This window comes from Paenibacillus taichungensis, assembly GCF_013359905.1.
Taxonomy (GTDB): Bacteria; Bacillota; Bacilli; order Paenibacillales; family Paenibacillaceae; genus Paenibacillus; species Paenibacillus taichungensis.
Genome location: NZ_JABMCC010000115.1, coordinates 362,729 through 385,342, shown reverse-complemented (window position 1 = coordinate 385,342; position 22,614 = coordinate 362,729). Strand labels below are relative to the sequence as shown.

The 22,614-nt window shown below is 43.9% G+C and carries 23 protein-coding genes and 1 pseudogene; 3 read left to right on the top strand and 21 right to left on the bottom strand.

Features of this window, described 5'->3' with window-relative positions; genetic code table 11:
* Positions 1–48: 48 nt before the first annotated feature.
* The 16 genes and pseudogenes from HP548_RS21005 to HP548_RS20945 all read right to left on the bottom strand — a co-directional run bounded on the left by HP548_RS21005 (position 49) and on the right by HP548_RS20945 (position 14,824).
* Complete coding sequence (locus HP548_RS21005; protein WP_099854347.1) at positions 49–1,032, bottom strand: alpha/beta hydrolase; 984 nt, start codon at positions 1,030–1,032, stop codon at positions 49–51.
* Positions 1,033–1,204: 172 nt separating this feature from the next.
* A complete protein-coding gene (locus HP548_RS21000) occupies positions 1,205–2,194 on the bottom strand; it encodes an alpha/beta hydrolase (RefSeq protein WP_175382721.1) in 990 nt (329 codons plus the stop codon).
* Between the two features lie 220 nt (positions 2,195–2,414).
* On the bottom strand, positions 2,415–3,782 hold the full coding sequence (locus HP548_RS20995) for a sensor histidine kinase (RefSeq protein ID WP_175382720.1): 1,368 nt from the start codon (positions 3,780–3,782) through the stop codon (positions 2,415–2,417).
* Positions 3,779–4,453, bottom strand: a complete 675-nt coding sequence (locus HP548_RS20990) for a response regulator transcription factor (protein WP_175382719.1) — start codon at positions 4,451–4,453, stop codon at positions 3,779–3,781. Before HP548_RS20990 ends, HP548_RS20995 begins: the two co-directional genes overlap by 4 nt.
* Before the next feature lie 89 nt (positions 4,454–4,542).
* Entirely contained in the window at positions 4,543–5,295 is a 753-nt protein-coding gene (locus HP548_RS20985; protein ID WP_343054901.1) for a hypothetical protein, read from the bottom strand.
* A 128-nt stretch (positions 5,296–5,423) separates the two neighbouring features.
* The gene (locus HP548_RS20980; protein ID WP_175382718.1) at positions 5,424–6,500 is read right to left on the bottom strand and encodes a sensor histidine kinase; all 1,077 of its coding nucleotides are present in this window, start codon (positions 6,498–6,500) and stop codon (positions 5,424–5,426) included.
* Positions 6,497–7,171 carry a response regulator transcription factor gene (locus tag HP548_RS20975; protein ID WP_099854353.1) on the bottom strand — a complete coding sequence of 225 codons (675 nt, stop codon included), beginning with the start codon at positions 7,169–7,171 and terminating at the stop codon, positions 6,497–6,499. Before HP548_RS20975 ends, HP548_RS20980 begins: the two co-directional genes overlap by 4 nt.
* Positions 7,172–7,301: 130 nt before the next feature.
* Positions 7,302–8,117, bottom strand: a complete 816-nt coding sequence (locus HP548_RS20970; protein WP_076288394.1) for an ABC transporter permease — start codon at positions 8,115–8,117, stop codon at positions 7,302–7,304.
* Entirely contained in the window at positions 8,114–9,136 is a 1,023-nt protein-coding gene (locus tag HP548_RS20965) for an ATP-binding cassette domain-containing protein (protein WP_076288872.1), read from the bottom strand. Before HP548_RS20965 ends, HP548_RS20970 begins: the two co-directional genes overlap by 4 nt.
* 161 nt (positions 9,137–9,297) lie before the next feature.
* Positions 9,298–10,698 carry a family 43 glycosylhydrolase gene (locus HP548_RS20960; protein WP_175382717.1) on the bottom strand — a complete coding sequence of 467 codons (1,401 nt, stop codon included), beginning with the start codon at positions 10,696–10,698 and terminating at the stop codon, positions 9,298–9,300.
* Positions 10,699–10,754: 56 nt separating this feature from the next.
* Positions 10,755–12,509 (bottom strand): glycoside hydrolase family 2 protein, encoded by a 1,755-nt coding sequence (locus HP548_RS20955; protein WP_281364901.1) that lies wholly within the window; start codon positions 12,507–12,509, stop codon positions 10,755–10,757.
* A 16-nt stretch (positions 12,510–12,525) separates the two neighbouring features.
* Positions 12,526–12,630, bottom strand: a pseudogene (locus HP548_RS33435) (carbohydrate ABC transporter permease); the annotation flags it as partial.
* A gap of 317 nt (positions 12,631–12,947) precedes the next feature.
* Positions 12,948–13,556 (bottom strand): family 43 glycosylhydrolase, encoded by a 609-nt coding sequence (locus HP548_RS20950; RefSeq protein WP_343054900.1) that lies wholly within the window; start codon positions 13,554–13,556, stop codon positions 12,948–12,950.
* Positions 13,505–13,756: a family 43 glycosylhydrolase gene (locus HP548_RS33955; protein ID WP_343054919.1), complete on the bottom strand. Its 252-nt coding sequence runs from the start codon at positions 13,754–13,756 to the stop codon at positions 13,505–13,507. Before HP548_RS33955 ends, HP548_RS20950 begins: the two co-directional genes overlap by 52 nt.
* Positions 13,666–13,875, bottom strand: a complete 210-nt coding sequence (locus HP548_RS33950; protein ID WP_343054899.1) for a hypothetical protein — start codon at positions 13,873–13,875, stop codon at positions 13,666–13,668. The genes HP548_RS33955 and HP548_RS33950 overlap by 91 nt, the downstream gene beginning before the upstream one ends.
* Complete coding sequence (locus tag HP548_RS20945) at positions 13,865–14,824, bottom strand: ArsR family transcriptional regulator (protein WP_175382716.1); 960 nt, start codon at positions 14,822–14,824, stop codon at positions 13,865–13,867. Before HP548_RS20945 ends, HP548_RS33950 begins: the two co-directional genes overlap by 11 nt.
* Before the next feature lie 188 nt (positions 14,825–15,012).
* On the opposite strand from HP548_RS20945, the gene HP548_RS20940 reads away from it, so the two are divergent.
* Entirely contained in the window at positions 15,013–15,288 is a 276-nt protein-coding gene (locus tag HP548_RS20940; RefSeq protein WP_099854359.1) for a hypothetical protein, read from the top strand.
* A 169-nt stretch (positions 15,289–15,457) separates the two neighbouring features.
* On the opposite strand, the gene HP548_RS20935 is transcribed toward HP548_RS20940, so the two are convergent.
* Complete coding sequence (locus HP548_RS20935) at positions 15,458–16,690, bottom strand: cytochrome P450 (protein WP_099854361.1); 1,233 nt, start codon at positions 16,688–16,690, stop codon at positions 15,458–15,460.
* Positions 16,691–17,094: 404 nt separating this feature from the next.
* On the opposite strand from HP548_RS20935, the gene HP548_RS20930 reads away from it, so the two are divergent.
* Complete coding sequence (locus HP548_RS20930; RefSeq protein WP_099854363.1) at positions 17,095–17,754, top strand: hypothetical protein; 660 nt, start codon at positions 17,095–17,097, stop codon at positions 17,752–17,754.
* 63 nt (positions 17,755–17,817) lie between these two features.
* On the opposite strand, the gene HP548_RS20925 is transcribed toward HP548_RS20930, so the two are convergent.
* Positions 17,818–18,423: a TetR/AcrR family transcriptional regulator gene (locus HP548_RS20925; RefSeq protein ID WP_099854365.1), complete on the bottom strand. Its 606-nt coding sequence runs from the start codon at positions 18,421–18,423 to the stop codon at positions 17,818–17,820.
* A gap of 281 nt (positions 18,424–18,704) precedes the next feature.
* On the opposite strand from HP548_RS20925, the gene HP548_RS20920 reads away from it, so the two are divergent.
* Positions 18,705–20,144 carry a DHA2 family efflux MFS transporter permease subunit gene (locus tag HP548_RS20920; RefSeq protein ID WP_099854619.1) on the top strand — a complete coding sequence of 480 codons (1,440 nt, stop codon included), beginning with the start codon at positions 18,705–18,707 and terminating at the stop codon, positions 20,142–20,144.
* Between the two features lie 162 nt (positions 20,145–20,306).
* Here HP548_RS20920 and HP548_RS20915 read toward each other — a convergent pair whose 3' ends face one another.
* From HP548_RS20915 to tenA, 3 genes are read right to left on the bottom strand one after another with little or no spacing between them, the layout of a single operon-like run.
* A complete protein-coding gene (locus HP548_RS20915) occupies positions 20,307–21,206 on the bottom strand; it encodes a TetR/AcrR family transcriptional regulator (protein WP_175382715.1) in 900 nt (299 codons plus the stop codon).
* A gap of 49 nt (positions 21,207–21,255) precedes the next feature.
* Positions 21,256–21,789 carry a GNAT family N-acetyltransferase gene (locus HP548_RS20910; RefSeq protein WP_076288385.1) on the bottom strand — a complete coding sequence of 178 codons (534 nt, stop codon included), beginning with the start codon at positions 21,787–21,789 and terminating at the stop codon, positions 21,256–21,258.
* A gap of 43 nt (positions 21,790–21,832) precedes the next feature.
* Positions 21,833–22,504 carry a thiaminase II gene (tenA, locus tag HP548_RS20905; RefSeq protein ID WP_175382714.1) on the bottom strand — a complete coding sequence of 224 codons (672 nt, stop codon included), beginning with the start codon at positions 22,502–22,504 and terminating at the stop codon, positions 21,833–21,835.
* Between the last annotated feature and the right edge of the window lie 110 nt (positions 22,505–22,614).

The following is a 22,614-nucleotide window of genomic DNA, read 5'->3' as shown; positions in this document are numbered from 1 at the left end:
TCGTTCATACACACCTGTTAAGTCAAAGCGTGTACGTTTACACCATATTTATTTTGCTTCGTTCATAAAAGCTCTAACGTCTTCAGCAATTTTTTTGAATTGAGTATGGTGTAAATAATGTGAACCATCCATTGTGATTACTTTCCCATGTACCGAATCTTTGATCTGCCCTTCATGCAGCGGTATCCATCCTTCTACACCTTCATTATTTGCTTGTACAAAGAGAAGAAGTGGAAGGTCTGTAGGGAAGGTTAAACCTTGAGCACCTTTAAAATTGGAATAAATATGATCCATCTCGTTTAATGACGTGGGATTATACATGTTTTTATTCGAGATCATTTTCATCTGCTCAACCGTCTGACCATTAAATGCAAGTCCCTCATAGGGGTCTGCACTCACTTTCATCATTAATCTTAAGAGACCTGTATTTCTGAGAAGAGCAAACGTTTTTAATGGGAACTTCGCATCTGTAATACTTGGTTGGGTGGAAACACTACTGTCAATACCGACGAAGGCAGTTACCTCATCCGGATATTTGTTCACATAATCAATGCCGTAAATGCCTGCAATAGAGTGACCCATGAGCATGTACTGATGAATATCAAGTTGCTGCAGAGCTTCATGAACTTCACTTACGATATTTTCTGTAGTTCTTTCTTTTTCTGTTCCATCACTTAATCCGTAACCGAAAGGCTCAACTGCAACAACTTTGTAATATGGAGATAATTCATCAATAAGCAGCTTGAAATCAAGCGCTGGTGTTGCTGTTCCAAAACCAGGCAGAAGCACAATCGTTTCCTTGCCTTCACCTTGAATGAGCACATTCATATTTTTCCCGTCTACAGATACGTGCTGACCATAAGGCTCAATCTTTTTCGCTTCGGAATTGCTACTGATCACATTCGTGATATAAACAATACCTAGAAACAAAATAATGGCGATTACGATTGCTCCTAGTATTTTAAGTATAATATTCCGTACTTTCTTGGCCCTCGATCCATTCTTCGCTTTCTTTTCCTCTGGCTGTGTCACTCTCATCTTCTCCTGTCTTGAACTGTTAGTTCGGCTTTCTTCTTTGCTGCTAATGAAATCTTAACCAATGAAAATGTACTCCCCGTGACATCAATATGAACTGAATATGAACAAGCAAATAAATTAATAAATTTACGGAGACGTCATTGTCGGATAAATTTCCGTGAACACATTATTGGATTTCCTTCATAAATCCCATAAAGTTTTCCGCAATTTCTTTGGCATGGGAACGATACAGATAATGATTTGCTTCCAGCAGCACCACTTCACCATGTACAGAATCCTTTATTAACTTCTCGTGTTCAGGAATCCAATTCTCCGCTGCCGGATGATTCTTTTGAACAAAGAAAAGAACCGGCAGATTAACAGGGAACGTTAGCTGTTCAGCTGCTTTAAAGTTGGAATACATACTCTCTGCCTCATTTAATTGAGTGGTATTATACATATTTTTTCGGATCAAAATGTTCAATTGTTCTTTAGTCTGCTCATCATAAGGCAGTCCATCATAAGGGTCAGCACTCAGTTTTAATTGTAATCGCGCGAAACCTAAGTTACGGAACCATTTAATCGGTTGTGTATCTGACGAATCAATCTTTTGTTCACTAAGCGTTGGAACACTGCTATCCAGTCCGACAAATGCACTTACTTCGTTTGGATATTTGTTCACATAATCCAGGCTATAGATCCCGGAAATGGAATGACCCATGAGAATATACCGATCAATATGAAGACTTTGCAGCGCTTCGTGGATTTCACTTACGATATTTGCTGTACTGCGCTCCCTTTCGGTCTGATCACTCAATCCATAACCAAAAGGTTCAACCACGACGACTTTATAATAGGGGGATAGTTCTGAAATAAGTGGCTTAAAATCAAGTGCGGGTGATGCTGTTCCAAACCCTGGTAAAAGGACGATCGTTTCTTCTCCTTTTCCTTGAATGCTGATATTCATCTGTTTTCCATCTACAGATACACGCTGTCCATACGTTTCCATTCTTTTTTGCTCCGAATGACTGCTGATTTTGTTAACGCTATACACGGTGGCCACGAAAAGTAGGATGACTATAACGATTGCACCAAATACTTTAAGCAAAATGTTTAATACTTTCTTTGTTTTGGATCGACCCGACTGTTTCTTCTCGGTTTCTTGTGTCACACTCATCTGCTCCTGTCTCATCTGTTTAATGGCTGTAACAAACCTTTAATTCAAGACTAACCAACAAAGATGTCCTCATCATGACGACAATATGAACGGAATATGAACTAACAAAATAAGACCACGTTTCACATGCGAGGGAGCTTGCATGTGAAACGTGGCCTGAAAATATGGTTTAGACAATCGGATGAATATTCTACACATTCACCTTATCCTATAAGCCTAACTATTCCGTTGGTGGAGTGATGGGCAACGTGACAATAAAGGTCGTTCCTTGACCAGGTTCACTTTCTACTCGTATGTCCCCTTGATGAAGCGATACAATCTGTTTAACGATAGCAAGTCCCATACCACTGCCATCATACTTGCGACTGTGAGAACGATCCGACTTGAAAAATCGTTCGAATATGCGCTTCTGGTCTTCAAGGGGGATACCGATACCTGTGTCGGAGATTCGAATAGTCACGATCTTGATATCCTGCTTGGTGCTGACGTGAATTACGCCGCCATCTTTGGAAAATTTAATACCGTTGCTGAGAATATTTGTCCATACCTGGTTCAGCTGGTCGTGATCAGCCAATACTTTAACAGCTTGGAGATCGAGCTCAAAGTGAATGTTGCGAGCAGACCATTGCGGCTGGAGAGTTACAATGACCCGCCTGATCTGTTCATCCAGGCTAAGTGTGCTAAGTCGTGGTTGCTGCGACTGCGATTCAAGCATACTTAGCTTGAGCAGATTATCACTCATTTTGGACATCCGCTTCGCCTCAGCGATGATAATCTCAAGATATCGGCTTCTTTCTTGCTCTGAGAGATTTACTTGTTTCAGTGCTTGAGCATAACCGGATATCGAAGTCAGCGGAGATTGAACCTCGTGTGACACATTCGTTACAAATTCCCTGCGCATCTGCTCCAACTGCTGCAAATCATGAATCATTTCTTCAAAACTGCGCGCCAGTGTGCCCAGTTCTCCGGTTTGCTTAATATTCAACTTGACGTTGAAATCTCCAGCAGCGATCCGCTTCGTTGCTTTTGTCAGTTTTTTGATCGGTCTAACCAAAAATATGGAAGCAATCAGAATGATAATACTTCCCGCAATCAATGAACAGGTTGCAAAGATCGAAGCCCATTGGACGACAAACAATGAAGATGGGGGAGTGAGTGTCTCAAAAAACATGGCTTTCGCTCCCATTTCCGTTTTCACCGGCAAACCTAAAAGAACTGTTGCAATACCATTCGGATTGTCCTGAACTACGCCTCCATCTAGCACTTTCTTTAGTTGCTCTTTCGTCACCGTGGCCGATTTATGTCCGTTAAGCTTTCCATACGACTGGAACTGACCCGTTGCATCGTAAATTCGAATATGATATGAATTCAGTAGCTTCATTCCACTAACGTACGATTCTGCTTCACTTAATGGAAGGGTCTTGTAAATCTGCACGATATCCTGGCCGAAGTTACGTATGTTAATTTGAGCATTTTCATTCAATTGATCTTCGAATATCATCGTGGACACAAAAAAAGAAATGACCGTGCCGGCGATGACGGAGACCAGAAATGTCAGGACCACACGGATATATAACGATCTAATCATTCGTAAACCTCAAGCCGGTACCCCAGACCTCGCACCGTTTCGATCCGAAAATCGGCTGTTGTTGCGAATCGTTCACGCAGGCGTTTAATATGTACGTCTACTGTTCGATCATCACCGGCGTAATCAATGCCCCAGATCTGATCGATCAATTGCTCACGTGTATAGACTTGTCCGGGTGTTCCAGCGAGTTTATAGAGCAATTCGAACTCCTTCAGCGGCAACGTAAGCGACTCTGTTCCGCTCGTCACCTTGTAGGTTTGTCGATCCAGGATGACGTTGCCGAAATGGATCGTCTGCGTGGAGCCGATTTTGTATCGTTTCAGTAATGCTCGAACACGAGCCGTGAGCTCCAACGGATCAAACGGTTTCGTCAGATAATCATCGGTTCCCAGTTCGAATCCCTTCACTTTCTCCCAGGTCTCCCCTCTCGCCGTCAGCATGAGCAACGGAAGATCAGGATTGGCTCTTCGTAGCTCCTTACATAACGTCCAACCATCCATGATAGGCATCATGATATCAAGCACAACAAGATCGACATGTGTTGAGCCGTAAACGGTCAGTGCCTCCTTCCCATCCGCAGCTTCAGCCGTTTCAAATCCGTCATTTCTCAAAAATAAACAGACGAGTTCACGAATGTTCGGATCATCGTCAGCAACTAGTATTGTAGGCATTTGTTTCCTCTTTTCCTGTTTCCATGTCATGTAGTCGTAATCATTATACTATTATTGAATTTGTAAAAAGCAAGAAACACGCAAGAAATTTAATCACGCCATCCCCTCAGAATGCTCTGCATCCCCGCTTTGTTATGAAGAAACTGTTTCACACGAGAGCCGTTGGCACCAGATGGATGAGGGAACCCCCATAAAATTTTCCCTTCAACTAACCGATGTTCATCTAGCAATTGATGGAGTACAGCCTCCACCGACTTTCCTAATGGAATAATAAGAGGATGCTTTAACTGTTCAACTTCAGGCAGAAATGATTCAAGTACAGCTTGATACAAAAATTTATTTTGAGTAATAGAAGGCTGATGTCCATTGTAATTTTGCTTATTCACCAAGACCGGATATCGAACCAGAGAAGTTGTATGTAACAATATACAATCTGCTTCAAACAGCCTTTGCACATGGGGCACTTTTAAATATTCATGCAAGCTTATTTCCTGGAGCATCTGAATCAAATTGCTACGCATGGAGCCGGCCATTCTTGCTGCTATTTTGGCTTCTTTACAGGCTTGCTCATATGATTTGTGTGCTTTCAAAGCCTGGATAGCCGTTCTATATGCAATCTCCATTTGCTGCCAGCCTGGTGTGATGCCCACAAGCATGACTTTTGCAGAAGGATTGATATATTCATTATGTGGAGAGTAGAACATCTCCACCTCTCCCGCTGAGCTTAATTTCAGATCATTAATCAGCAGCTCTGCTTTGGAGTACTTTGGTTGTACCGGTAATGAATTCATCACATCAATCAGACGTTGTTGGTGAGTGGAGGATATCAGCAGACTGCACACTCCTTACGGCCTTATGTATTGGCTACCCTGTAGCTTATCGATTATATACCTTATTTTGTACAATAACAGCCGAATTAATTGAAATAAAAAGGGTAATTGAGGACAACGTCCATCAATTACCCTTTTTATTATTCTGAATGGACAGGTAGCTGTACAGTAAATGTCGCACCTTCTCCTGGTTCACTGAACACGGAGACAATACCCCCATGCATCTCCGCAATTTTATGCACGATGGACAGACCCAACCCACTGCCGCCCAAGGCACGTGTACGGGATTGATCTGCTTTGTAGAAGCGTTCAAATATACGAAGTTGATCCTGCTTGGTGATGCCGGGTCCATTGTCAGTAATACGCACACTAACCTTGCCTTCACCTTGCGTAAGGAAAACATCAATTTTGCCGCCTTCTGGCGTGAACTTGATTGCATTATGAATCAGGTTGATCCATAACTGAATCATCAAGTCCTCATCAGCCAAGATTTCAACTTCTTCCAGCTCTACGTTCATATCTATTTTCTTGTCATCCCATTGGGGTTCGCAGGCCAGAACCAGAGTTACCAACTGCCGATCCAATCGGTAAGATGTTTTATGTGATGCATGCTCGGATGAATCCAGAACAGCGAGCTTCATCAAATTATCACTCAGTCTGGACAAACGAACACATTCCGTCTCAATGATCGTCAGATACTTTTCCCGTTTCTCCTGGTCCATATCTTTATTTTTCAGCGCTCTGGCGAACCCGCTGATTGACGTGAGCGGCGATCCGATCTCATGTGATACATTGGAGATGAATTCCTGACGCAAATCTTCCATCACTTTGAGATTTGCCGCCATGTCATTGATGCTTTCAACTAACTGCACAAACGGATGGGGATTTCTCTGTCTCCCGTTTCTATTGGCAAATTCTGCATCCAGATTCACACGAAAATCCCCCCGGGAAATGCTTTTCAGTGCCTGAATCATCTCATTAAAAAATTCATACTGCCTGCCTTTAACCAGCGGACCGATGATTGAAATGCATATCCCGAAGAAAATGAACCCAAGCATGGCATTAATCAGAAAAGCAAGCAATTCATGCGGTTCCCATGGGACAAAGGAATACACATATCTCGTAAGGTAGAAAGCTGCTGTCCAGCAGGCAAACAGGGCCAGAGATACCAGAATGACGTTTCTGGCAATATGAAGAAATCCAGCCTCCTGCTTCATTGCCGTACCTCCAGGCGATAGCCTAAACCTCGCATAGTACGAATGACAAAAGCATGCTCTTCCTCCGGAAACCGTTCACGAAGCCTCTTGATATGCACATCAATTGTCCTCTCGTCCCCTTCGTAATCATAACCCCAGATCTTTTCGATTAACTGATCACGTGTAAAGGTCTTGCCAGGGTAACTCGCAAGGGTGAAAAGCAGTTCAAATTCCTTACGTGGCAACACAATATCCTGATCGCCTTTCTTGCACTCAAACGTATCCCCCCGCAGGACCAGTTCACCAAGCAGGATCACTTGTGAAGTCATAATCCGATATCGTTTCAATAAAGCCTTTACTCGTGCAACCAGCACCAGCGGATCAAAAGGCTTCACCAGATAATCATCCGTCCCAAGGGTAAAACCTTTGATGATCTGCGAGGTTTCTCCTTTGGCTGTTAACATCAGGAGCGGCAGATCCGTCTGCTGCCGCAACTGGCGGCACAATTCCCATCCGTCCATGCCTGGCATCATAATATCGAGAACGACGAGGTCGACCTTATGGTCAGCTAGTAATCGCAGTGCATCCAAACCGTCAACAGCCTCAATTACATGCAAACCCTCCTGCTGTAAAAAATGTCCTACCAGCTCTCGGATATGCGGGTCGTCATCAACGACCAATATGCTTGTCAACGTGACCACCTCCATTTTTTTCAACCTTGCCTTATACTCCACATTCTGTCAAGAAGAAGACCTTATACCACAAGGCATAACGTCTCTTTCCTGATAACTCCACATTTTTAGAAAATTTTATGATTTCCAATTACGTTCTGCGCATATATGCCCGTACTGTTAATGGTGCAAAAATGGCTACAATAACTGCCGCTCCAGCAAGGCTAGTCACCAAATCTGTGCCCATTGTCCCTTGATTCGCCAAATCCCGTACAGCTGAGACCAAATGGGATATCGGATTGACATTAACAATCCACTGAAGCCAATTTGGCATCGTATCTACCGGAACAAAAGCGTTCGAAGCAAAGGTGAGCGGAAACAATACGAGCATGGAAATCCCTTGTACACTGGACGCTGTACGTGCAATAACACCGAGAAAAGCAAAAATCCAACTGATCGCCCAAGCGCACACAATAACCAGCAATCCTGCCAAGGCGACATGACCCAATCCACCCGCAGGGCTATATCCCAATAGATATCCAATCGCAAAGGTAAGGATTGTTGCAATGGTATATCGGATCGTGTCCGCCAGCAATGCTCCGGCCAATGGCGCAATACGTGCTATAGGCAATGATTTGAATCGGTCGAATACCCCTTTATCCATATCCTCACGCAATTGCACGCCAGTAACGACTGAGCTTGTAATTACCGTCTGCACAAGTATACCCGGAATAATGACCAACAAATAAGCTTGAATGTTTCCCGAGACTGCACCGCCAAAAATGTACGTAAACATCAATGTGAAAATGATCGGCTGTAGGGTAACATCGAATAATTGCTCTGGTGTTCGTCTAACCTTCAAGATCCCGCGATAAGCCATCGTTAAGGAATTCCGGACGGTTTGCCCAAAGCTTGTGTATTTTCTCAGCTTACGGCTTGGGTTTTGTTTCGCTATTGTACTGTTCATACTTGCAACTCCTCCACTGCTTTTGATTCTTGAGACGTATGAGACGTATTGCCACTCGCATCTTGGCCCGTAATGGTAAGAAATACTTCATCAAGTGTAGGTTTCTGGACACTCATCTCTGCCAGATCAATGCCTGCGGAACGAAAGGCAATCAGCAGATCTGCTGCAATATTCGCATTAGCCATCGGCGCAGTAATCTTCCCTGCTTCCGCTGATACGCTGGAATCTGTCCGAAGGATCTGCTCCACAATCTGACGGGCGTGTTCAATCCGTGTCGGTTCCTGGATGCGCAGTTGAAGGGAGGCAGTGCCAACGGAAGCTTTCAAATCATCTACCGTACCTTCGGCCACAACATGACCCTGATCAATTACGGCAACGCGGTCTGCCAGTTGATCCGCTTCATCAAGATATTGTGTGGTCAGAAGCACTGTTGAACCAGTCTTGACCAATTGGCGAATCGTATTCCACATCTGTGCACGTGTCCGTGGGTCAAGTCCAGTTGTCGGTTCATCCAAAAAGATCAGCGGCGGCTGAGCAATAAGGCTTGCTGCCAGATCCAGACGGCGGCGCATGCCTCCCGAGAACCCTTTGATCGGACGTTTCGCCGCCTCCGTCAAGCCGAATTCTTCGAGCAGCTCAGCGGTCTTGCGTTTCGATTCTGCGCGGCCTAGACCCAGGAGCCGTGAAAATATCATCAAATTTTCGTTGGCACTAAGTGACTCGTCAACCGATGCGTATTGTCCTGTAAGTCCAATCAGCTGGCGTACAATATGTGACTCCTTCACCACATCATGCCCAAATATTTTGGCTGATCCTCCATCGGACCGAAGCAGTGTACCCAGCATCCGAATTGTTGTTGTTTTCCCTGCTCCATTCGGGCCCAGTACACCGTAGATTGTACCTGCCTTCACGTTTAGATTCACACCATCCACTGCACGCTTATCTCCAAAGATTTTTACAAGCCCCTCTGCTTCAATGGCCCAATCTCCAAGTTCATTACCTGTTGTTCTTTGCTGTATGTTTGTCAATTGTGGTTCCTCCCATATCGTTTATAGGGGAAGAATATCGTACTTTTATGAACTGAATATGAATGGAATCGGAAAGTTTTCAATTTCAAATCACAAAACCCCGCCAAGGTCCAAATGGACACCGGCAGGGTTCGAATCGGATTTATCATTCTCTAATCTACAGGTTTGATATCAAAGAAGTCCAGTTCTCCGTATCCTTCACCTTTGGAGAAACGAATTTTGTTCACACCAGCCTTTAGCTGAACTCTTGCTGTAGACAGTCCCCAGTTCTCCCATCCCTTGTTCGTAATGTAGAATGGGCTGGCTGTACCTCCATTCACACTCAGCAGCAGGTTAGACCAATTTCCACCTGCTGTACCATTCGCCGTCCTTGCCAGGAGAATATATTGCCCTGTAGCTGCTGCATTGACGTTAAATTCTACATAGCTGTCCGCCGTATCGATATGACCAGCTTTCATGCCGCCTGAACCAGAAGGACTCTGGGATGCATAAGCGATCCCACCAAAGGTTCCCTCTTCTCCTTCATATCGAACGATTGACTTTTCTCCCGAAGGTAGAGCAATAGGTGCGTTGGGATTCACCGGTGTACCAAAGCTCGGGGTATTGTCGGCATTCCAGGTGAACTTCTGTAAGCGAATCTCACGATTCCATCCGGAATTATTGGATTTCGCTGTGTGGTACATGATCCAGTCCTCAGTCCCGTCAGGCGATTTCGTAAAGGAATGATGACCGGGACCATACAAGCCGTTCCCTGATTGGAAGATAGGCTGACTGCGCTTGTTCCAGGATGCCGGATTCAGCAAATTGCTTGAGGCGTTAGCGGTAATAAGCCCCAGACAATAGTCGTTGGTCCAACTGCCACTTGCAGAGTAGACTAGACTGATAACTCCGTTTCGAACGATCACCTGCGGCCCTTCATTTACATTCGGGGAATGATTGGTTTCCCATTTATAGGTTGGTCGTGCAATTTCCACGCGATTTGAATCGATCGTCCAGGGATTACTCATATGGGCAATGTACAGATTCTGCCTTACATTCGTATCTCCTTCCCAGCCCGACCAGATGAAGTAGAGCTGTCCGTTCGCCTGCAATACCGTCCCATCGATAGCCCACTTGTTGGTGGGATCCGTAATCTGTCCTTTGTATTGCCAGGTTCCCTGTGTAGGATCAGCTGACGTATTTTCCATAACATACATGCGGTGATTAACGTTGTCTCCATCATCCTTCGCATAATAGATGTACCAAGCACCATTGATGTAATGAAGCTCTGGAGCCCAGATGCCGCAACAGCCAGTATTCACCACTGTGGTTGGAGCCGCATCAACGGTTGTTAATTGAGCTGACTTCCAGATGGTAACGTTACCACCTGTTGTTTTGGTGAAATAATAGAATCCATCTGTGTGCTTGTAGACCCATGGATCAGCTCCATCCTGCATCACGACATTGTAGAAGTTATTCTGAACGGTCGCAGCATGCGTCGTCTGTCCCATTGGAAAAATAAGAAATGCACATAAGGCCAGCAACAATTTGTTCCTGTAATTCATTATTTTCATCTACAGTCACGCTCCCTATAGGATTATGAATCATGCGTGTACCTGACCTTCAACGTTCAATCTTCAATGGCAGCTTTGCGGGAATTAATGCGACGAATCGTTTCCGGGTCGAATTTGGGACGGCGGTCATAGGTGTACAGTCCATTCACTTCCTGTTCCACATCATATAGCTGGGTATAACAAAACCCGAACATTTTCGGATGGTCCAGCAGGACATTGGTTAATCCCTCATAACGTGCAATGAAAGCTTCTTCGGATTGCGGTCTGTCCCCGTAGCCCCAAGCTTTCTCATCTTGCTGATCCGGATTCCACCAGATACCGCCATACTCGCTAATAAAATAGGGCTGCCCTTCATACGTCTGCCGCTCCGGAAACGTATTGAATACTTCTCCACCGCTTTTCATCGGTTCATATCTGGCACGGAACGTTTCCGGGTTCTGATCATAGTCATGCAAATCGAAGATATCCGTCACCACATGATAGTTACCGCTGGTATCAATGACAGGACGTGTCGGGTCCATACGTTTGGTCATCTCATAGACAATGCGTAGCACATCATTATCCTGCCGGGTTCCATCACGATCCCACGTTTCGTTGAACGGACACCAACCGATAAGTGATGGATGATTAAAGTCGCGTTCCATACCTTCCATCCATTCTGGCAAAAACCGGGCAAGGCTTTCGGTCGTTGTAATATCCTGTCCCCAGTTGGCATGTTCTCCCCATACCAGATAACCCAGCTGATCAGCCCAATACAGGAAACGCGGCTCAAACATCTTTTCGTGCAATCTCGCTCCATTAAAGCCAAGCCCCATGGAAATCTCGATGTCTTTGCGCAGATCTTCGTCGCTAGGTGCCGTGTAGATGCCATCCGGGTAAAAGCCCTGATCCAGCACAAGCCGCTGAAAAACAGACTTCTCATTAATACGAAATGCCATACCATCCAACCTTACCGTCCGCAGTCCGAAATACGAGCCTACCGTATCGATGGTCTGATCCTGCCCATGCAGCTTCAACTCCAAATCATACAATTGGGCATGCCCCGGCTCCCATAAGTGGATTTCGGATAATGGGACGGTAAGCTTCACAGCAGGTCCATGAATAACCGCCGTTGCCGATCCAACATTCTTGCCGTCAAAGTGGGCTGTTGCAGCCAGCTCTCCTCCAGCAGTGTTACCGCATATTTTCACTTCAAGGTGCACGCATGCATTATCCGGATCAGCCGCGACTTTCATGTCGGAGAGATACACCTCTGGCACTTGCTCCAGCCACACCGTTTGCCAAATGCCGGTCGTCCGCGTGTAATCGCAGCCATGTGAATGAAAGCGTTCGCTCTGTTTGCCTCGCGGCTGAAGTCCTGAACGCACATCATCTTCCGCATAAACCGTGACTACATTCGTTCCCGACGAAACATGGGATGTGATATCAAAATGGAATGGCGAATAGCCTCCCCGATGTTTACCAACGGCTTTTCCATTGACCCAGATCTCGGCTTCGTAATCAACAGCGCCAAAATGAAGCAAAATGCGCCCATTCATCCAGGCATCCGGGATGGAGAACTCGCGTTTATACCATACTGCTGCCATAAAATCGGTATAGCCCACCCCGGACAGTTTACTCTCTGGACAGAACGGAACAGTGATTGTCCCAGAGAGGTCATGTTCGGACTGTTCATAACCCCGTTCTTTTCCACTTTTTCCATGATCCATTTCGAACTGCCAAGTTCCGTTCAGATTGATCCAATGGTTACGTACCCACTGAGGACGAGGATATTCCGGTCGTGGTGTCAATGTCATCTTGTCTTTATTCATACGTAAATCACTCCTATTAGCCTTTGATTGAACCGATATATACTCCTTTTACAAAGTACTTTTGCAGGAAAGGGTATACCATCAGTATTGGAATGGTGGACACAACAATGGTGCAATATTTGTTCTGTATTTGAATCAAAGTATAATTACACAATAATTAGATGTCAACGTTTTCAATTTATTTTCTTGTAACAAAATATATCTGGTGTTCTTGCTTACATCTCATTCAAACAGCATTGGAAAGTCTATTATTCACTAGGTCACACCATTAAAACATAGTTAAAATGCGGAAAAATCCAGTTTAAAGCCAAAATAATTATTACTTTCTTTGTCTAATGAAAGCATTCGTTTTCACCCAATCATTTATCTACTTCGCTATTAATTACAAAATAGTTGTAACTTTAGGCATACCTATCCCCTATTCTCAAGTCTTATGTCTTACTCTCCCGATGGAACTTGGAGCGCATGATCATCGCTGAAAGGCACACCAAAATCAGGTGTTCCATCCCTGTTCCATTCAAATTTTTGAATGCGCGTAGCCCGCAAACCAGTATCAGCACCCGGTGCCGGAAGAGCATGAAATACGATCCAGTCCTCCAGACCATCCGGTGATGTAGTAAAGCTGTTGTGCCCTGTGGCATATACACCATTCTCCGTACTCTTCCAAAAAACAGGCTGCGGGGATTTGGTCCATGATGAAGCTAGCATTGGATCATCTTCTTCATTCATGGTTAACATGCCAAGTGCATAATCTTCCGTCCAGGTTGTGCTGGCCGAGAAAATCAGAAAGACTCGTCCATTTCGATGCAGCATAACCGGGCCTTCATTAATCGCCATCCCGCCTTGCTTTTCCCACGAAAAGGTTGGAGCTGTTAACAGCACATGGTCACCTGTCAATGTGTAAGGATTAGACATCCGCATAATATAGATCGCTGACCCATAGTCCGGAAAATGACCGTAGACTGCGTACAGAAAATAGAATTGAGCACTCAATTTCAGCACGGTACCATCCAGACCAGGGACAGGAGTGTCCAGAGCCCCTTCCATACCCAATCGCCATCCATGGGATTTGGGCTTTCATTCTCCAGCACGCAAATCCGCCGTGAATCGTCCCCTCCCCCATCATTGGCCGTATAGTATATGTACCATTTTCCGTTCAAAAAATGGATTTCTGGTGCCCACAAATGATAGCTATAACGCCCGCCAGGCTCCGGTGACCAGATGATTTTCCGTTTACCTTCGTCAATTTGAGATAATCGGGTGGACTGAATAAGCTCCAGGTAATTGGAACGTGTTGCTCCAGATGAAACAAGTTCGGTTTAAAACGCTCGATACTCACGATAAATGAAGTACCGTTATTTGGCATATCTCGCATCCTTATCACCTGCATTCATCGTATACCTTACCTGCATAATAATGTTCTGTTCATGATCTCCGAACTCATTGCCAAACAGGTTCATGCCTCCCTGATGCCTAGCATCCGGATGAATTCCAATGCGTAATCTTAACTTGTGTTTATCCTCAAGATGAAGATCTGACAGGGACACATCCGAAATTTTCTCCTTGTCTAGCATGGTCATGTTGTCGTCCACACGCCATTTTTTGAGAATGCCGTATTGTGTGGAACCATCTGACCACCATGCCGGATTCAGTTTACCTCGGCGGTCGCCCAAATCTCCTGGACTAGTCCACATCCCGATCTCAGTGCCATTCACCCAAACAGAAATATCCGAGGGCCAATCATTGTTATACGTTGCTACTTCAGAACAGATTTCCATGGACAATTCCAAAGATTCAATCGTTGCACCTTGCGGAATATCCATTGGAAGCAAATATTCAAGATAACCTTTTGCCAGCCAAATGATCTGAGCATCAATATGCTTAGGATGATAGAAGCTTGCCGGGTCGTCTTCCTTCAGAATCATCTCCTCCGTGCTCGCCATGCCGCATGTTGGCGCAACTTCACAGTCGCTGTAATGCCCTATCGGCATCTGAACTTCATAGACATTCGTATCCCGTGTGGGAAAGGAACTCACTCGATCCAGGGCAATATGAATATCATCATAATTACGGCTGCAAACTTTCATGGCCCCACGAGAGGCTGGGAGCATTTCCGTATGTATTAAATTGGCCGCCTCCAGCACTTTAATATGGTTGGCTACCGTTGACACGGGCAGGTTAAGTGCTTCGGCAATTTCGATTATGTTTAATTTGTTGGCATTAAGAAGCTGGAGAATGTCAATCCGGGAACGAGTCGACAAGGCGTGGGTTACAGTTACCAGTTTTTCCGGGTCGTTAAAGCTAAGTTCCAGCACGTATTTGCTCTCCTTTGGAAAATATTAATTAAAATAATTCTACTTAATAACAGGAATAAACACAATGTTGCTATGCTCCATCCTGCTTTCGAAGGAATACATCTGAGAACATTTTCCACGTAATCTTTCCTATAACGAAGGCAATGAATAGAAGTAATCTGCATTTCTTGTGAAAGGAAGTGTTATACGTGATAAGTGAACTCAATAGCTGGATCAGGCATATTGCTTCTAACTATATATTGATTATTACGGCAGCTGTTATTTTCTTCGCGATTAAGGCTGTGATCGGATTCTACACGTACAAACACTACAACAAACAATTGGACCATCTGCACCATAAAGTTGATCTTCTCATCAAGGAACAGCAGCTTTTAGCTCAGCAGTTCTCCCTTCCTAACGAAAACAGAGACATGATGCACAAAGAAGACCACTTCGAGTCTTCATCGCAACCTCCTCTAATGTGATCTTCTCTTCTCATATAATATTGTATAGTTACTGTTGTATGACCCTCTCTACTCTGTTATGTAAACATCTCAGAAAAAACTTGAACGATATACAAGCCGTAGATCAGATGTTGGTACACATCCAATCTACGGCTTTTGTTATTTGGACTGTATGATAGTTATCTTCTTCTTAATGAACAATCTTCACAGGCAAGTATGTCAGGGACTGGCCTGGAGCCGAGACGGTAAGGTTGTTTTCCAACTCAAATGACTCAACTGATTCGATGAAGGGTACTTTTTCTACAAATGCAGTCAAAGCAACGCTTAATTCCATTCTTGCCAGTGGAGCACCTAGACAGAAATGCGGACCATTCCCAAAGGTAAGGTGTTTTTTGTTATTGGGACGGTGAATGTTCAAATCGAATGGATTTTCAAATATTGTTTCATCCATATTCGCCGCACTCATCCAGCTGATAACGACATCCCCTTTTTTCAATTCTACACCCAAGAGATTATTATCTTTCTTAACGGTCCGATGTCGCTTGGCATTATGGAAGCGATAACGAAGCATCTCTTCCACCGCAAGTGGGATCAACTCAGGGTTCTCCCGTAATTGAACATACAAGTTGGGGTCATCATAGAGAAAAGAATAAAATGTACTGGAAACCATGTGACTGGTGGTTTCGATACCAGCCCCCAGCAAAAGCATCGTGGTTCGAACAACCTCATCGTCGGAAAATTTCTCCCCGTCCACATCCACTTTCAACAGGTCTGTAATGATATCGTCGCCAGGCTGAGACCGTTTCTGAACGACAATGGGATAAAGGAACTGATAATACTCCTGTGCCGCGACTTGCTTTTTCAGTTCCATTTCCTCTGCATTTTCTCTATTGGCGGGTTGAAACAGAATATCTACCCAGCTTTTGAAGCGGTGGCTGTCCTTCAGCGGTATGCCCAGCAAATCAGCCATAACCATGGAAGGCAATGGTGCTGCCAGAGCTTGCACGATGTCAACCGTTGTATTGAGTTCGATATCCTCCACCAGTTGCTTGGCAATGTTCCGAATACGCGGCTCCCAGTTTTTTAAACTGCGGGGGGTAAAAGCAGCAGAAAGCAACGAACGGCTTTTTTGATGACGCGGTGGATCTATGCTTGAAATATTCATTTTGTCCGGCGGTGTGCCTTCCTTGTTTTTCGCCCCAACAGAAATGGTTGTTCTTGATCCTTCGGATGAAAAATATTCATGATTGCTTAGTACCTGCTTGACATCGTCATATCTGAATACATTCCAGGTATCCGTACCCTCATGATAGTAAACAGGTTTTTCCGACAACATTTTCCGAAACCAGTGAAGTGGAAAAAACTCTTCCGATCTGGACTGAAAATTGGTTATATCGTGAACTCGAATCACTTCTTTGTACATCCAAACACCGCCTTAAAACTATTTTTATCCAGTGCAAAGAGGGATTTCTTCCATGTCTCTGATAATCATGCCACGGCGTCACTCCAGTTCTTCGTTTCCTTTTCATTCCTCCTTTGGTTGGCACATGAATTGACAGTTCAGCGCACAACCATTTTATACTAACCGTATATTATTTGGAATGAAACTTTTGAACTATATTCATATTTTGGATATTTTAAGGTGTATTTTTATACTAATAGTTCATTTATGACGAAAATTAAGTTCTTAACGGTTATAATACAGGATTACAGATAGGTAAGCATGAACATGTCTAAACCTAATACGTGGACCATATGGTTTACTATGGTATGCTTGAACACTAGACTCATTGTTTGCACATCGGGGTTTCTTTCGGGAGGGATAAAGTGAATTGGATACGTCCATTGAATAGCGGAGAATCTGTCTTTAAAGTTAAAAATAATCGCATTATCTACTTTGCAAAATTATCTATTCCACTAAATGCCCTTATCGCAGTTGGGAAAATACTTTTAGGGATTTTTACCCTCTCCTTCTTTTTATGCATTAACGCTTTTTATAATATCGGCATTGCTGTTGCCAAGTATCACGCAGCAAAAGCACATGAGGACTCGAATCTTGATGATTCCAGCCCGGAGGAAATCCTAAAAAAACAATACGCTGCATACCGATTTATAGGCAATATTGTGCTCGCTTCTAGTGCGGTGTACATCATTTATTGCAGTAAGTTATTATTTGTTACAGGCAGTAGAACACATTATCCTCACTATGTCGCCTTCATCATAGCTGCAGTCACTTTTACCGAAATCGCGGTTTCTCTAGGGGGCGCCATTATGGCGAGACGGAATAATGAACCGGTCATTGAAGCCATCAAACTGACGAACTTCTCTTCATCATTGATCTCACTTTCATTAACACAAACTGCGATCATGTCATTTTCATACAAAGGAGATCCCACCTTTTACAATGGACTGTCTGGCATTATTTTTGGTGCTCTGGCAGCACTCATCGGGCTGTATATGATATTACGAACTCCGACAGGAGCGTAGGCCGTTAAATTCTTAAAAAACATCTGCGTAAGTTGATTCTGACTTTAGCTGGATGTTTTTTTGTTATATCAAGTCATTGTAAGAATAAGCACGAATTAAAGAGAACTGTTTGGCTAGAAAATGCGGTGCATAAGGCATATCATTGCGAAGCCAGGATACAATGGTCCCAATCAGGGCTGAGGAACTGTACCAGATGGCGATCTCCTTATGAATACCTGCTTGTTCAAGTGTGCTTCCCAACTCTAAACTTTCGATCTTGGCTGAAACAAGTTTCGTTAGCAATTTCAATAGTCTCTCCGTAAAAATGGGGGTTCTTCTTGACGCGAGAACGACGCGATAGAATTTGGAGTGGTCAGCAAAGTGTTCAAGCAATTTCACTAGAACTGGCCAACCATCATCTTTGGCAGCATCTTCAAATTGAGGAGCATGTTCGTCCACAATCCGTTCAATGTGCTCAATCATCTCATCCGCCATTTTCTCCATCATGTCTGTGATATCCCGATAATGCAGATAGAAGGTCACGCGGTTGATCGTCGCTCGTTCTGCAATCCGATTGACGGATAGTTTCTCGATGTCCATTTCCTGCAATAGATCTACAAAAGCATCACGAATCAACTGTCTTGTACGAAGTATACGAGGATCTGTAGCAGACTTTTTTTCGTTCTTCATGCAAAATCACTCCTCAAATTTTAAAAATTACAATTTTAAATGATCAGTCGTTTATTTCCGAATTAGACGACATATTTTATTTTTTCGTAAAATAAGCAACGAAAATACCCAAAATCGTAAATTGTAATCTCCGGGAATATGTATATAATTCAATAAATACAATGTAAACTATACAACACGTTGTAAATTTAGTCACGTGTGGATTGAAAGGATGGAATGGATTGAGTCAGGCTAGATTAAAAGAAAGAGATGACGTAAAAAAGGGCCCCATACTGTTTGTTATGATTTTGGGTGCATTTCTTGCCACATTGAATCAAACCGTTATGAGCGTGGCAACTCCGGAGCTGATGGGGGATTTTAATATCTCAGCAGCAACAGCCCAATGGTTTACGACAGGCTACATGCTGGTGAATGGTGTACTCATTCCTGTCACGGCCTATTTCATGCAACGCTTTTCGACACGGCAATTATTTCAAGCTTCGATGTTTATTTTCCTCATCGGTACGATTATATCTGCCCTTGCGAGTAATTTCGGTACATTGTTGACAGGACGTATGGTTCAAGCAGCTGGTGCTGGTATTATCATGCCATTGTTGATGCATGTCATTCTAACCCTGTTCTCTCCTGAGAAAAGGGGAGCAGCGATGGGTATGGTCGGTTTTGCCATCATTTTCGCTCCAGCGATTGGGCCAACCCTTGCTGGATATATTCTTGAGAACTACACATGGCAAACGATGTTTTACGGAATGATCCCACTAACCGTTATTGTTATTGGTTTTGCGTTTGTATATCTTAAAAATGTATCGGAACGAATCAAACTCAAGTTCGACACACTTAGCGTGTTGCTGTCCACAATTGGATTTGGTGCATTGCTGTATGGTTTCAGTCGGGCGGGAAGTCTGGGATGGTCAAGCGCAGAAGTCATCATATGCCTTGCAGCAGGAGTAATTGCTCTTGGACTGTTCACATGGAGACAGCTCGCGTCTACAAATCCGCTGCTCGATCTGCGTGCTTTCAAGTATAATATGTTCTCACTGACCACGGTCATTAATATCGCGATCACGATGATCATGTATGCTGATATGATGTTGCTTCCTTTATACCTCCAAAATGCACGGGGTTACACGGCATTGGAGTCCGGATTATTGTTGCTTCCAGGGGCGCTTGTCATGGGCTTCCTGATGCCAATAACAGGTAGATTGTTTGACCGGTTTGGCGCAAAATGGCTGGCAATTATCGGGATGGTTATCACGATCGTAACCACTATTGGTTTCATCGATCTAACCGATTCTACAAGTTATACTTACCTTGTCTTAATGTCAACAGGTCGCCGAATTGGTATGGCCTTGCTCATGATGCCTATCCAAACGGCAGGTTTGAATCAACTGCCTCCAAGACTTGGGCCGCATGGTACAGCGATATCCAACACCGTCAGACAAGTAGCTGGCGCTGTGGGTACTTCATTGCTCGTAAGTGTAATGACTAGTCGCACAACGGCACATGTACAGGACATGGTGGCAACGGGTGCAGCCAAAGGTTTAACCCAGCAACAGTTGGGAATGGAATCCATGATCCAGGGAATTAATGATGCTTATGTTGTCATTATCGGCATTGCCGTTCTCGGATTGCTGCTTTCCTTCTTCATTAAACGTACCAAACAAGCGACGGAGGAAGACTCCAAGCAGCCTGTAAGACAAAAAGTCTCGATGAATACAAATTAAGAACAACATTTACATGAATTACATCATGTAGAGCCTATGTATCTTATATAAAAAGCGGCAGATCAGGACCCTACGCTTTACGTCCAATCTGCCGCTTTTTTTGTGTATTACAAATGAACAGAAGCCTCTGCACTTCAGTGAGAACCGCTGCGCTAACGTGTTCTATTTCGTTTTCTCCATCGGAACCTGCCTGATTTGTTCGAGATATAAGCCGCAGTCTTTGACAATTCTGCTAGCTTCGCAATTCATAGAAGACGATTCAAATTCCGTTTGAAACGCCTGCAGCGTTACTTCCAACATGGAAATATTGATCTCTTTCTGCTCGACTAAAGCAAGCAGTCCTTTGGTCAGTTCTTTCGCTTTAATAGATACTTCCGAGTGGAGAATAGAATGACTGAATTTTTGAAGACCAGCAATCAGATTGTTTTTATCCACCGCAATTTCTTTGGAATCAGGAGCGATCACCAACAGACTTGGAAAATCAACAATATGCTCTTGCCTTTCCAGCATGGAACGAAGCAAAATTTCAATGTAGTTCAGGATTTTGGGCACAAGATGGTTCCAATTCGGTTGGGCAAGATGGAAGTTTCTCCACATATTCGAGATTTGATGGATCATGCCAAAACCAAAAATAGCTCCTTCATAAGCAAAGGGTTTTAATTCTTCACCAAATACCTGTACCAGTCGTTCAGATAACCAATTTAACTGCATACGAGTCAAGTTCTCTAGATTGCATTCTCCAGAGTAGAAGCCTGTCCAGAATAGCTCCACAACAAGCTTTTTTTCCGGCAAAATCATCGGCACCATAATTTGATCTACCAGTAAGTCAAAATCGGATGCATAGCTTTGGCTCTCCAAATCTTTGCGAATTATCATATCTTCCTGTACACGCTGCTCCAGAATGGCAAGAATACAATCATCTTTGGAACCAAAGAATTTATAAAATGTTCCTTTGGACACACCTGACTCGTCTAGGATCATCTGTATGGAGGTGTTGGTTACTCCATGTTTCTCAAAGAGCACAAGTGCTGAGTCCAATAACATTTGTTTCCGTTTATTCATAAGTTCCCCCTGGATGATTTAGGTGGTTCACGTTACGGTATTCAACAATCTACTGCAAATCCACTGCAAACATCACATGTTCCTTCCAACTTCCCTTGATTTTAATATTCTGGCGGTCTGTTTCCTGGAAGCCCGCTTTACGCAACACTCGAATTGATCCGGCATTGTCGGGAAGTGCACCTGCCTCCACTCGTTTTATTCCCGCTTCATTCATAGCAAAATCCAGTGCTAGCCGAAGGGCATCACTCATGTATCCCTTGCCATTCTGCACTTGATCTAGCACATAACCAACAATCCATTTGGCTATGGAATCCAGTTCAAGTTCGAACAGAGAAATCTCTCCAATGAGCTCATGTGTATTGTTCAGGAAGATTCCAAAAGAGTAACGTTTCCCTTCTTCCCTGGCCTTGTTCCAACCTTCGAGAAGTGCAACTTGACCCTCCAGTGTATAGAACGTCTCCGATCGTTCACTTGCCGATATCTCTTCGAAAACAGCCCGGTTACGGAACTGCAAATCCAGCAATGTCGGCGCGTCCTCCACGTTCAAAAATCGCAAATAGATACGTTCCTCACGATTGTCCATCTGTATGTTCATCCTTATCTCTGGTTGTAGTAGATTGCATTCATCAGAAGTACGAGAGTTGCCGTTTATACGACATATCCCAGAACAGATATTCAAATTCAACACTTCTTCTGAATATGTCTTCTAAGGCCTCCAGCTCCAGCTCGGTTTTATGTTCACATAATGCATCCAGTGTATCATAGAACCATTCGAATGAGTCGCGGAAGTCATCACTTGCATAATTTTCGATCCAGGTCTGATAGAAATTGCCCTCTAATGAATCTCGATATTGTTCTTTTAATCTTGTAGCATAGTCGTAATACGTCCACGCACAAGGGAAAATGACGGCGATGATTTCGGCAACCCCACCTGTTTGTGCAACACTCATCATATTCGACGTATACGCCTTGTTGTATAGAGAGGGTTTGACAGCATGATTTTCATCCAGCGCAATCCCAAATTCATTCATATACTTTCGATGCAAATCCATTTCTTCGTACAGAATAGCGTGTTGAATCACCGTAAAGTTCGTCATCAGTTTTTCATCTGTCGCCTTCACCGCACCCATGGCAAAAATCTTCGCATATTCAATCAGATATGTATAGTCCTGAAGAAGATAAAACTTAAACGCTTCCCGATCCAGTGTGCCTTTCCCCATTTCGTGTAAAAAAGGATGGTTGTATCCATCTTCCCATACGGCTCTGGACTTATCTTTTAACGTTCTTGAAAATGACATGATCATTTCTCCTTTTATTAAAATTATAATGTCCCCGCTTCACATCCAGCTATCGCGTTCTGTCTTCCAAAATGCAGACCAAAAAGCCCTTGTCCTATTTTCGGCAAGGG